Source organism: Novosphingobium sp. HR1a, from assembly GCF_015594425.1.
Classification (GTDB): Bacteria; Pseudomonadota; Alphaproteobacteria; order Sphingomonadales; family Sphingomonadaceae; genus Novosphingobium; species Novosphingobium resinovorum_A.
In genome coordinates, this window is the sequence record NZ_JABXWS010000058.1 from 107,909 (window position 1) to 119,943 (window position 12,035).

At 68.3% G+C, this 12,035-nt stretch carries 8 protein-coding genes; 2 read left to right on the forward strand and 6 right to left on the reverse strand.

Going from position 1 to position 12,035, the window contains the following annotated elements; all coding sequences use genetic code 11:
* Positions 1–29 precede the first annotated feature (29 nt).
* From HWN72_RS31130 to HWN72_RS15825, 3 genes are read right to left on the reverse strand one after another with little or no spacing between them, the layout of a single operon-like run.
* Positions 30–1,013 carry a nuclease gene (locus HWN72_RS31130; protein WP_248006047.1) on the reverse strand — a complete coding sequence of 328 codons (984 nt, stop codon included), beginning with the start codon at positions 1,011–1,013 and terminating at the stop codon, positions 30–32.
* A 15-nt stretch (positions 1,014–1,028) separates the two neighbouring features.
* On the reverse strand, positions 1,029–2,192 hold the full coding sequence (locus tag HWN72_RS15820; RefSeq protein WP_211150681.1) for a YdcF family protein: 1,164 nt from the start codon (positions 2,190–2,192) through the stop codon (positions 1,029–1,031).
* A gap of 10 nt (positions 2,193–2,202) precedes the next feature.
* Positions 2,203–4,683 carry a TonB-dependent receptor gene (locus HWN72_RS15825; protein ID WP_211150682.1) on the reverse strand — a complete coding sequence of 827 codons (2,481 nt, stop codon included), beginning with the start codon at positions 4,681–4,683 and terminating at the stop codon, positions 2,203–2,205.
* Positions 4,684–4,802: 119 nt separating this feature from the next.
* Between HWN72_RS15825 and HWN72_RS15830 the strand changes: the two genes are divergently transcribed.
* On the forward strand, positions 4,803–5,915 hold the full coding sequence (locus HWN72_RS15830) for an ROK family transcriptional regulator (protein ID WP_211150683.1): 1,113 nt from the start codon (positions 4,803–4,805) through the stop codon (positions 5,913–5,915).
* 85 nt (positions 5,916–6,000) lie between these two features.
* Positions 6,001–7,254: an MFS transporter gene (locus tag HWN72_RS15835; protein WP_211150684.1), complete on the forward strand. Its 1,254-nt coding sequence runs from the start codon at positions 6,001–6,003 to the stop codon at positions 7,252–7,254.
* Positions 7,255–7,399: 145 nt separating this feature from the next.
* Here the strand turns inward: HWN72_RS15835 and HWN72_RS15840 are convergent, their stop codons facing one another.
* The 3 genes from HWN72_RS15840 to HWN72_RS15850 all read right to left on the reverse strand — a co-directional run.
* Positions 7,400–8,431: a glycosyl hydrolase family 8 gene (locus tag HWN72_RS15840; RefSeq protein ID WP_211150685.1), complete on the reverse strand. Its 1,032-nt coding sequence runs from the start codon at positions 8,429–8,431 to the stop codon at positions 7,400–7,402.
* Positions 8,421–8,882 carry a cellulose biosynthesis protein BcsD gene (bcsD, locus tag HWN72_RS15845; RefSeq protein WP_008831190.1) on the reverse strand — a complete coding sequence of 154 codons (462 nt, stop codon included), beginning with the start codon at positions 8,880–8,882 and terminating at the stop codon, positions 8,421–8,423. The genes HWN72_RS15840 and bcsD overlap by 11 nt, the downstream gene beginning before the upstream one ends.
* A partial coding sequence (locus HWN72_RS15850) for a cellulose biosynthesis protein BcsC (RefSeq protein WP_211150686.1) occupies positions 8,879–12,035 on the reverse strand: 3,157 nt, incomplete at its 5' end. The genes bcsD and HWN72_RS15850, both read right to left, overlap by 4 nt.

Below are 12,035 nucleotides of genomic sequence, written 5' to 3' on the forward strand. Positions count from 1 at the left end.
CGGGTACGCGCCGCGCTGGATCGGAAAGTTCAATCGGGCGCCGAGCCGGTTTCCGGGTTGAACTTCGGGTTGGCGAAGTCGATCGACGAAGGTTCGACCTTGGCCGGAGGCGCGGCGCTCTCGGCCCAGGCGCGGCAGAGCATGTCGCGCAGCATCGTCGCCCCCGCAGCCGTGCGTTCATAGACCATCTCGCGCACGCGCTGGTCGGTGAAGTCGGCGAACTGAGCGCGCTTTTCCAGCGCGAAGACCTCGCCCACCTTGTCGCCCGAGTGGTCGAGATAGGCCAGCACCGCGTCAAACATGTCGCCCGAGGTCCGGCCGGGCTTGCCGATACGCGGGGCGATGTCGGCCACCGTCAGCTTCATGCCGTCGACGAACTGGCTCTCGAAGCGGCCGTGGACGGTGCGGTCGGTCGTGTAGCCATGCGGGTTCGGCCCACGCCAGCCATCGCTGCTGACCGAATCGTGCATCGGGTTGGCCCCGTCGCCGATGTAATGGCCGAGGCGGATGACGTCGAAAGCGCAGTTCTGCTCGGCCACGGAGGCGTCCTTGCCTTCCGCGTTCGCCGCGCGGATGCGGCGCATGCACACGACGATGCGGTCATAGGCCTCGATCGCGGCATAAGGCAGCGTGCCGGTCCAGCGCACATTGGTGCGCGCGGCGGTTTCGGGATCGCTGTCCTTGATCTTCTCGTACTGCTTGTAGAGCGCGATCACGAACTCGTAGCGCGAGCGGGGGATGGGTTTGAGGAACGTGAATTGCTCGCGGAACCAGCCATGGTTGGGGTCTTCCTCGATCTTGGAGAAGTTCTCGGAGTTGCCCCGCCAGCTGTCGGGGAGCAGCGAGGAGGCACCGATATAGTCCTCGTACTTGCGCAGGAACACCGGGCCGTCCTCGGGGATGGCCTCGATCGCGGCGCGGTCGATGACGGTGTGGGCAGTGCCGCCCCAGGCCAGTGCGGCAGTGGGACTGAGGCCGAGTGCGGCGATGGTGGCGAGGAGGATGTTACGCATGGGGAACGGCTCCGATCAGGGATCCAGCGGATCGCGCGGGTCCACGCGCGCAGAAAGGGCGGATGGGCGAAATTCCAGATCGGTCGGTGAGACGCGCGCACCGATGGCGCCAGGCTGATAGCCCAGTTCGCGGTTGTTGCGCGCCGCAAATTCGGGGTTCTCGATCATCGCGCTCTGGTCCGGGTTGCAGACGATCAGCGTGTCCTTGTCCAGCGGGGCGCCCATGGCCATCAGCACGCGCGAGGCATTGCGCAAGTTGGTGGTGGTGTGGCGCGCATGCGGTTCGATGACGATGGCCTCGGCGGGGACGCCGTAGCGCTCGATCAGGGCGCGGCGCATTTCCTCGGCTTCGGCGAAGGCGGTGGCGCGCGGGTGGGCATGGCCACCGGTGAGGATCAGGAACGGCGCGTCGCCTGCCGCGAAGCGCTGGGCGGCGAGGCGCACGTGGTACTTGCCGTAAGGGCTGAGCGGCATGCCCGCGACCTCAGGCCCGACGCCGGTGACGATCAGTGCGCTGTAGCGGTAGCGCTTCCAGTCGAGGCCCTTTGCGCGCCTGAAGGCCGGGGCGTTGAGGTCGCCGGTGAGCGGCTCGTAACTGATGGCATCGCGGCGGTCCGCGGCATCGAGCAGCGCCAGCGCATAGTCCAGGCTGGGATCGAGCGCCTGCACCGAATTCGCACGCACCGTCTGCGACAGCCATGTCGCCGCCTGCAGGCGCGAGCGGGCCTCCTGCGGGTCGACCATGCCGGCACCGTCGATGCCGGGGTACGGCGGCACCTGACCCAGACCATACGTGCGCACGATCGTGTTGATGCCCGCGATCTCGCGCCCGGCCTGCGCGGCGGGGCCGTCGTCCGCGGCCTTTCCGGAGGCGGCAGCGGCGAGGACTTGCGCCTCTCCGTCAGTCCAGACCATCGCCTGCGCCACGCAGCCGAGGTCGGTGCCGCAGGCCGCCCGCCGGTCGAACCGGGCGCGCAGCATCGCGGCTACTTCGGGGCGAGCCTGCAGCGCATTGAGCGCCGCAGGATCGCGGCCCAGCGCGTCGAACAACGGGAACAACCGCTGCGACAGGCTCTCCGTCACCGTGTCCCTGACGGCCTGCGCATGGGCGCAGACCGTCGTGAGCGAGAGTGCCGCAGCAACGGCAACCGCTGCCATGCGCGCCGGACCTTTCCGCATTACCCCGCCCTTACCAGGACTTGCCGATGACGAGGCGGAAGTTGCGGCCGAAGATCGGGCGCCCGTAGATCGCCTCGGCGCTGCCCTGGCCTGCCAGCGAGTCGGTGCGGGTATTGCCTTCGGTCAGGCCGTGGGCGTTGAACAGGTTGTCGCCGACGACCTGCAACTGCCACGTGCCGTGCTTCACCGTCACGCCCGCGCCCACCGTGCCGTAAGCGGGCAGCGCAGTGTTGTTGTAGAGATCGACGAAGCGCTTGCCCATGTAGGTGTAGCGGCCATAGATCGACACGTCGGTGTCGCCCGTGGTGAAGTCGAAGCTCGGACGGATGTTGCCGTAGACCTTCGGCTGGCGGACGATCTGGTTGCCCTCGGCCTGCTCCGGGTCGGCGCCGGTGCTGCTCTGGAAGTTCTTGTACTTGGGATCGCTGACGGTCAGCGCGCCGTTGAGGGTGAACCACGGGGTCACGCTCCAGGCGCCGTCGAACTCGATGCCCTTGACCTGCGCTTCGCCGATGAAGGGCACGTTCACGTCATTGCGGCCCGTCGTCGGATCGTAGGCCAGGAATGAGGCGTTGAGCGGGTCGAAGTTGGTGTAGAAGCCCGTGACGTAAAGGTACGATCGGCCCATCGACAGCTTGAGGCCCGCCTCGAACTGGTCGGCGACGGTGGTGATGATCGTCGGGTTGATGCTCATCACGGTCTGGACGTTGGGCGGCGTCTCGAGGTGCGAGGCGCGGCCGTAGACGCCGATGTGGCTGGAGAAGTCGTAATTCGCGCCGATCGTCCAGTTGGTGACATTGGGCTTGAGCTTCTGGTTCAGGATCACGCCGGTGAAGGCGCGGGTGCTGTCGTCGGCCAGCGTGGTGGTGTCACCGAGGTTCGCGGCTTCGGTCAGCGCGGCCCAGCCCTTGTAGCTGTAGCGTTCGTGGCGAATGCCGCCGTCGATGCGCAGCCCGGGCACGATTTCCCAGGTGTCGTTGGCGTAGAGCGCGAACATCTTGGCGTCGCTGTCGCCCTGGTTGAGCGTCGCGGCGTAGTTCAGCACGCCGTTGTCGGTGACGCGGCCCAGTTCGGAGCCGGCGGCGTTGTACGCGACGAGGTCGAGCGTGCGGGGCTTGCCGGACACTTCGATCAGGTAGTTCTGGTAGAGGGTGCGGCTGTCCTCGCCATAGAGGCTGCCGTAGACGCCAAGCTTGATGTCGTGGGTGCCGAAGCCGGTGTCGAACTTGCGTGCGACCGAGAGGTTGGCCTGACCCGAATAGAACTTCGAGTGGATGTCGCGGTACTGGCCCTGCATGACGAGGCCGGAAGCGGCATAGGGATCATAGACGGTGTTGGTCCCCGCCAGCGTGTAGCCGAAGTGGTCGACCGCGCCGAAAGCCGTAGTGGCGCGGGCGAGGTAGCCTGCCGCGAAGGCGTTGCCGTCGGCCGGGTTGGTGGTCGAGTAGAACGCGGTGAAGTCGTTCTTGCCCTGCGTGTAACCGGCAGCGGCGGTCACCAGCCACCCGTCGAAGTCGCCTTCGTAATGCGCGCCGAAGTTCACCATCTGCATGTGGCGGCCGTCCGAGAGATCGGAATTGCGGCTCTGCACGACGCCGTTGCCGTCACGGTACTTGAGGTTGACGTTGCGGAAGGCGGGCGAGTTCATCGTGCCGTCGAAGTAGTCGATGTACTGGTTCAGCGACGCGCCGGTCAGCGGATTGTTGGTCGGGATCGGCAGATAGAACGTGTTGTGATCGTTGACGTAGTTGAAGTTCAGCTTGATGAACCCGTTATCGGTCACATGCTTGATGTTGGCGCGGATCTGGCCGCCCTTGTCGTTGGGGAAGCCGTTGTCGCGGTAGCCGTCGTGGTAGCGCATGAAGCCACCGACCGCGTAGTAGGTGTCCTTGGCCAGCTTGCCCGCCTGATAGGCATCAAGGCGGTAGAGGCCAATATCGCCCAGCGTCACTTGCGCCTTGCCGCGCGCTTCCTCGCCGCCGGTCACGGTGATCGCGTTGATGATCGCGCCCGAGTAGCTGGCGTAGACCGGGGCCGGACCGCCGCGCACGACTTCGACGTGGTCGGTCATCAGGTCCTGCTTGAGGATGGCGTCGCCGCGGAAAAACACGCCGTCGTTCTCGTGGAACAGCGGCAGGCCGTCCTGCTGGAAGCTCACGAAGCCGCCGTCGTTGGGCAGGCCGCGGATGCGGTAGATGTTCTGCACTTCGCCGCCGGTGATCTCGGTCTGGAAGCCGGGAAGCTGGCCGATCAGGTCCGCGAAGTTGACCGGGGCGATCTTCTCGAAATCTTCCTGCGAGATCGTGTTGACCGCATAGGACACGTCGAAGCGGCGCTCGGCGCGGGTCGAGCCGGTGACGATGATGTCATCGCCGGTCGATTCGTTCGAAGCGGTGGGCGCGGTAGCCGGCGCCTCGTCGGCGTAGGCGGGCGTGAAGGCGGTGGCGAGCGCGGCAAACGCCGCGCCGGTGGCGAGAACGGACTTGAGCATGACGGCCCCTCATGAATCTGGATCGCCGGGGAGGCGGCGACGGGGGCGCTCTGGACGCGCTGTGTGACGTTTTTAATTATTGTTGTAAAAATAAATAAAACACCATACGGCGCCCGGCCATGGCCACTCCCGCATTCGATATCGACCAGCGGCGCATCATTCATGAACTGCGCAAGGCGGGCGCACTGTCGCGCTCGGCGCTGGCGGAGCGGCTGGAGATCAGCCACACCGCCCTCACCCGCATCTCCCGCGAACTGCTGACGCTCGGCCTCATCGAGGAAGTGACCGAAGGCGGCGCGCAAGGGCGCGGACGCCCTGCGATCCCGCTGCGGCTGGCGTCGAAGGGCGGCTATGCGGTGGGCGCCACGGCGCACAAGGGCCTGCTCGACATCGCCATCGTCGATTTCGCGGGCCAGACCATCGCCACCCACCGCGAGGACAGCGCGCCAATCGACCCCCGCCAGTTCGCGCAGCGCGTCCGCCGCGTGACGCACGACCTTGTCGACCGACACGGACTGCTCGGCCAGCGCATGCTCGGCATCGGCGTGGCGGTGCCCGGCCCGGCGCTCTCGCTGGAAGGCGAGCGGTGGAGCGTGGTCGAGGACATGCCCGGCTGGCGCGGCACGCCCTTGCGCGAGATCCTGAGCGCCGAACTGGGCTGGCCGCTCTGGCTGGAGAACGACGCCAATGTCGCCGCCATCGCCGAGTTCTACATGGGCGGCCTGCTGCGCGAATTCTCGACCGTGGTGGTGCTGCTGCTCGGCTACGGGATCGGCGCCGGGGTCATCGTCGACGGGCGGCTGGTACGCGGCCAGTTCGGCGTGGCCGGGGACGTCGGCTGCCTGTTCCCCGGCGACCGTCCGCGGCCGAGCCCGCTCGACCTGCTTTCCACCTTGCGCGCCAGCGGCTGCGACCTGACCTCGGTGAGCGAGATCGACCTTGCCTCCGAAGCCCAGCGCCCCGCGATAGAACAATGGATGGACCGCGCCGCGCGGCAGTTGGAGGTCGTCGCCGACACCGCCTTCGCCTGGCTCGATCCCGGCGCGATCGTGCTGGCGGGTGCGGTGCCCGGCCACGTGCTGGAGGGTCTTGCCTCGCGCCTGCGCGCGGCCTCGCTGGTGACCACCGTGGACGGGCGCGGCCCGCCGGTGCGCGTGTCCGGGCTGCGCGGGTCTCCGGTCACGCTGGGCGCGGCGCTGCTGCCGATCCACGCGATCTCCGCGCAAAACTGAGCGCAAGCCGGAACGACGGACCCTCTCGTCATGAGCGTTCCGGCCCGCTAGAGGAGATCGCCGAGCGAGGGGAGCACCACGAAGCATGAACGTCTACCGCCAGAACGCCCGCGTCCTGACCGCGAGCCTCGTGGGCACCGCCGTCGAGTTCTACGACTTCTACATCTACGCGACCGCCGCCGCGCTCGTTTTCGGGCCGCTGTTCTTCCCGGCCGAGTCCGCGACCGTCCAGCACCTTGCCGCTTATGCCAGCTTCGCCATCGCCTTCATCGCGCGGCCGGTGGGGGCGACGCTGTTCGGCCATTTCGGCGACCGCGTGGGGCGCAAGTCCACGCTCGTCGCCTCGCTGCTGCTGATGGGCGGGGCGACGGTACTGATCGGCGTGCTGCCGACGTACGAGAGCGCGGGCTGGATCGCCCCTGCCCTGCTGTGCCTGATGCGCTTCTGCCAGGGCCTGGGCCTTGGCGGCGAGTGGGGCGGCGCGGCGCTGCTGGCGGTGGAGAGCGCGCCCAAGGGCTACGAGGCGCGCTTCGGCATGTTCCCGCAGCTGGGCGCTCCGGTCGGGTTCTTCGCGGCCAACGGGCTGTTCCTCGTGATCAGTTCGGTGCTGAGCGATGCGGAGTTCGCCGCCTGGGGCTGGCGCATCCCCTTTCTGCTGAGCGCGGTACTCGTCGGCCTCGGCCTGTGGATCCGCTTCCGCCTTTCCGAAAGCCCGGTCTTCGCGAAGGAAGACGACCACCACCGCGCCATCCCCGTGGTCGAGCTGTTCCGCACCCACATGCGCGAGACAGTGGCGGGCACTTTCGCGGTGATCGCCTGCTTCGCGCTCTACTATCTCGCGACCACCTTCGCACTGGGCTACGGCACTGCGACGCTGGGCTTCGGCCGTCAGCAATTCCTTGGCGTACAGTTGTTCGCGATCCTGTTCATGGCGGTGGGCATCGTCGTTGCGGGCTATGCGGCCGACAGGCGCTCCTCGCGTTCGGTGCTGATGTTCGGGTGCTTCTGCGCGGTGCTGCTGGGCACGGTGATGGGGCTGATGTTCTCGACCGGATCGCTGTTCGTGATCGGCGTGTTCCTGTGCGTCGCGCTGTTCACCATGGGCCTGGTCTACGGCCCGATCGCAGAGCTGCTGCCCCGATTGTTCAAGGCGCGGGTGCGCTACACCGGAGCCTCGATCGCGTTCAACGTGGGCGGCATCGTCGGCGGCGGCTTCGCGCCCGCCGTGGCGCAGGGGCTGGCCGACAGCGGCGGCGTGCTGTTTGTGGGCCTCTACATTTCCGGCGCGGCGTTGCTGAGCCTGTTCGGGCTGTTGGCGGTCCGGGCGGAGCGGGTTTGACGGAAGGCCCGAAGGCCCACCCCCGGCCCCTCCCGCAAGCGGGAGGGGAGAAAGTGTAGTTCAGCCCTCCCGCTCATCCTGAGCTTGTCGAAGGAGGGAGGGCTGGGAGGCTTGGCCCGAAGGGCCTAGCCGGACGGGGTGGTCCTCAGAGCCGCGCCAGCATCTGCAACGATGCGCTGAAGTAATCGCTGTCCAGCGCCACCGGCGGAGTCGATCCGATCAGCCGCGCCGCGATTGCCGCGCCGCCGCTGGAGAGCGCATAGTTCGCCTCCTCGCCGGTCACCACGTCGACCCACGCCGGGATCGAGCGGTGCTGCGCGATCCGCGAGCGCCACCAGTCGGCCACCGGCTGCACCAGAGTGGAACGCCCCCCGACCGCAGCGTAAAGTGGAATACGGATCGCGTCGTAACCAAAGCGCGGCGGCTTGCCGACCGCAGGGGCGACGGCATTGTAGCCGCTCACCGCCACCCAGTCGCTCGGCAGGGAATGCATGCCGAAGCGCGCCAGCGTGGTGATCGCCTCGCAGTCGCGGACCACACCGCCCCATGTCGCAGCGCCGTCCGCCTTGGCGAACTGGTCGAGCGCGGGCCACACGAAGTACGACGGGTTGAGCATGACTTGCGCCCCTTCCGCGAACCCGACGACGCCGGGCAGCAGCAGTTCGCGCCCGAACCGCGATATCACGCAGTGCTCGCGGATTGCCTTGCGGACCTCGCGCGCGCGGTCGCTCCACTCGGAGCGCTTCCACCGCTGACCGGCAAGCGCCAGAGCCCACGCGATCACGAGGTCACCGTCCGTCGCGTTGTTGGGATCGGAGACAGGCACTGCCGCCGTCGGATCGTACTTCCACGAATGGAGCGCCATGTCCTCACGCCCGAGCGTGTCCTGCGTCCACTTGGCGATGCGTTCGAAAGCCTCGCGGTCCCCGGCGCGCAGGGACAGGATCATGCCGTAGCTCTGGCCCTCGGAGTGGCTGATGCGGCCGTTACCGGTGTCCACCACGCGGCCCTCGGGCGCGACGAAGCGGTCGCGCCACTGGGTCCATAACGGGTCGTTGACCTGCTGGGCCCGGCCCTGGCTGGGCGCGGTATTGCAGGCGGCAGTGAAGGCCATCAGCGCCCCCAGCGAAAACGTGCGACGATCGACCTTCGGCCGGAAAATAGAGTCAGCGGCCATGACGAAGCTCGAGCGTCTCCCCCTTCCATTCCGCAGTGGTGCGCAGCGCCGGTCCGCTGCCGAGGACGCGGAACCAGCTGTCGTAGGCCCCTTCCAGAACGCCGAGCAGCATGCGTGCCCAGTGGCCCGCACGGTCGGGCGCGATCTCGGTCGGCAGGTCGCGGTGGCGCACGATGATGGCCTCGCGGCCGACCGCCAGTTCGATCTCGCCCCAGTCCAGCGCCTGCCAGAACGCGTTGATCCGCGCGCAGAGCACCGATGCGTCGTTCACGCCGTCGAGCGGTTCCAGCGCGGCCATGCGGCGGCCGATGGCGAGGAAGAAGCCGTGCGCCTGTTCCTCGGGGATACCCTCTGACACTTCCGAGGCGGTGGCGATCGCCAGCAGCGCGAGGCCGCCGACGGCATTGTCCGAAGGCCCGCTGCGGGGCTGGGGAAAAGCCTGCATCTTCATTTACCAGTGCTCCCGAAGCTCTGCCGCACCCCGAGGATGGAGCGGAACTCGTCATAACTGCCGAACGTGTTGTACCCCAGTTCGCCGCCGATGCGGGTATTGGGCGTGATCTTGTAATAGAGCGACCCTTGCGCCGAAAGCGCGAAGCCGGTCTTGCTCAGGCTGTCGAAGTAGGAACGCACGTCCGAATTCTCGGCCTTGAGCGCGTTGAGTTCGGCCTGCGCGGTATCGTCAGTCGGGTAGATCGCCGTCTGGTCTTCCTTGTAGCTCTGGAAGCCCGGGGTAAACGAGGCGGCCACATCCCAGCGCGCGTCCTGCATGGTGTAGTTCACCGGGAAGCCGACCGAGATGAAGTTCTGCGGGCTGAAGTAGCCGCCGTTGCCGAACGTGAAGTAGTTCTGGCTCTTGTCGTAGGCCTGATAGTTCACGTTGAGGCCCACGGTGACGCGTGAATTGCGGCCCTTGTAGGCTTCCAGATAGCCGCCGACGTTGGCCTCGATACCATCGTTGTTCGCCACGTTCTCGCCGCGCAGGCGGTAGTAGCGTGCCTCGGCATAGACGCCCGAGCCGTTCTCGTCGTAGCTCAGACCGAGGCCGCCCGCCGTGCGCATCACCTGTCCCCAGCGCTCGCCGGTGACGGGGTCGCGAGTGCCCGCGTAGGAGACGATGGAATCGGTGACCGGCTTCTGCTCGACGAAGGCGGTGGCGCGCACGTTCGGGCCCAGCTTGGGGGTGACGGCGGCGCGGCCTGCGAACTTGGTCTTGCCCATGCCGATGGGGGTAGTGCCGCCCTCGATCTGGACCCAGTCGTTCTCGTAGCCCGCCGACAGCGCGACGCCCGAACCGTTCTGGGTATCCGCGTTGACCAGCGCGGACGGCTGCGCCGCAACGATGCCCTGCGCCTCCGGCGTGGCGTTGCGGCCGAAACGCGCAAGGCCCGAACCGGTCGGGCGGCCCGCGTCGATCACCACGGCCTCGGCCTTGGCGAAGACGCGGCCACCAGCGGCGCCGGTCGAGAACTTGGCCGAGCCCTTGATTTCGTCGAGTTTGGAGAGGCCGGTCTCGCCCGAGCGGCCGCGATAGCCGGTCTGGACGTCGACGCGCGGGCCGGTGTCCTGCGCCAGTTGATCGATCTGCGACTGGATTTGCGTCATCACCGGATCGCCGGCGTAGGCAACCGGGACTTGCGGGCCATCATAGCCCGGCGCGCTGGCCGGGGCGGCCCATGCCGCTGCCGGAGCGGTGCTGCCGCTGGGCGAGGCGTAGCGATCCGGGGCGGAGTAGTTTGCCTGCGGCGCCGCGTAGGCCTGCGGCGCTTGTGCTCCGGCGAACCCGGCGAAGCCGCTCTGGCCCGTTCCAAGCCCGACCGGCGCGGCGCCGAAAGCGCTTGCCTGCTGGGGAGCCGCGTAGCCGAACCCGCTCTGCGGGGCCTGCTGCGGATAAGCGGGCGGAAGGCGCGTGCCACTGCCGAGCGCGAACGGGTTCACCTGCTGCGGTGCGGCCTGCATCTGGTTCCGGAACGGGTTCGCGCCGCCTGCGGTGCTCATGCCCGCGAAGGGATTGCCGCCCATCGCCACGCCGCCGCTCTGGCGCGCGTAGAGGGCACGCGCGTCCTTGAGCAGCGCCACCGCCGCGCGGTCGTTGCCGCGTGCGCGCTCGACGTTGGCAAGGCCCATGCGCACCTGATAGTCCTGCCCGTAGAGCCGCAGCACCTGCTTCTGGGCCTGTTCCGACAAGTCGCGGTCACCCGCGCCCTGTGCGGTGTCGGCAAGGCCGAGCAGCGCGTCCTTGTCGTTGGGCTTGCGCGCCAGCACCAGCTGGTAGGTCTGCGCCGCCTTCGCGGGCATCCCGCCGGTCTGGTAGAGCCGGGCAAGGCCGGACATGATCTCGGTATTGTCCGGCGCGGCGGCATAGGCCTGCTGGAGAATGTCGAAGCTCTCCGCATAGCGTCCGCCCATGCGCGCCTCGTCGGCCTGGCCGACCATCATGCCCGCACTGATGCGGGCGTACGCTTTCTGCCCCTCGGCGCTGGAACCTGCCAGCTGCGAAGCGCGCTGGAGTGCCTGCTGGGCCAGATCGCTGCGGCCGGTGCGGGTGAGGACGCCGATCAGGCCCTCGTAATCGGCGATGTTGTCGATGCGGCCGGTCGCGGCGTTGGCGGCGACTTCGGCCGCGCCTTGCGTATCGCCGAGGTCGAACAGCGCGTTGGCGACGGCGGCCTGCTTGCCCGCCGGGATCGAGGCCATCGCGCCGAGCTGGCGCAGCCCGCCCACCGCCTGCGCGCCCTGCCCGCTGGCCGCCATGGCCTTGGCACGGGCGATGGCGGCGTCAGTCTTCACGCTGAGCGCAAGATTGCGCATCGGCGCGGTGCGCTGCGTCTCGGGGATCATGGTGATGAGGCGGTCGGCCTCGCTCGCCCGGCCGAGGTCGTTGTTGAGCAGCGCGGCGGCATAGAGCGAGTCGGCATTGCCGCTGGTCGCCAGCGAGCGGATCAGCGATTCCGCTTCTGGCACGCGGCCGCGCTCGATCTGGAACTGGGCGAATTCGTAGCGAATCCACGGATCGCTGGGGTCGATGACGAGGCCCTGCTGGAACTCGCGCACGGCGCCGAAGTCGTCACCGCGCTCGGCGGCGGCGAGCGCCCGGCCGCGCGCGGCGCGCAGCTGCAGGCGCTTGTCGTCGGCAGCCGTACCGCCCTGCGCGGCCTGACGATAGAGGTCGGCGGCGTCGGCATAGCGGCCCTGGCGCTCGTAGACGTCGGCCAGCAGTTCGAGCGCCGGGCCGGGCTCCTTGTAGCCCGAGCGCGCCAGCTGTTCGGCGCGGCTCTGCGCTTCGGCGAGGCGGTTCTGGGCAATCAGGCCCTTGGTCTCGTCCACCCCGGCGAAGAAGCGCGCAGCGGAAAGGCCCTCGGCCCACTGGCTCGCCTTGCCATTCGCCGAAGCCTGTTCGAGCAGGCTGGCCGCTTCGGCGAACTGCCCCTCGCGCAGCCGCACGAGACCCAGCCCGCCGAGCGCATCGGGATCGCGGCGGTTGACGCCAAGCGCGCGCTGGAACTGCGAGGCCGCCGAGCCGAGGTTGCCGTCGTTGAGCGCATCGAAGCCCGAGACACGGGCACGCCCCGCGCGGTCGGCGGCCGAAACGGGAGCGGGCGTC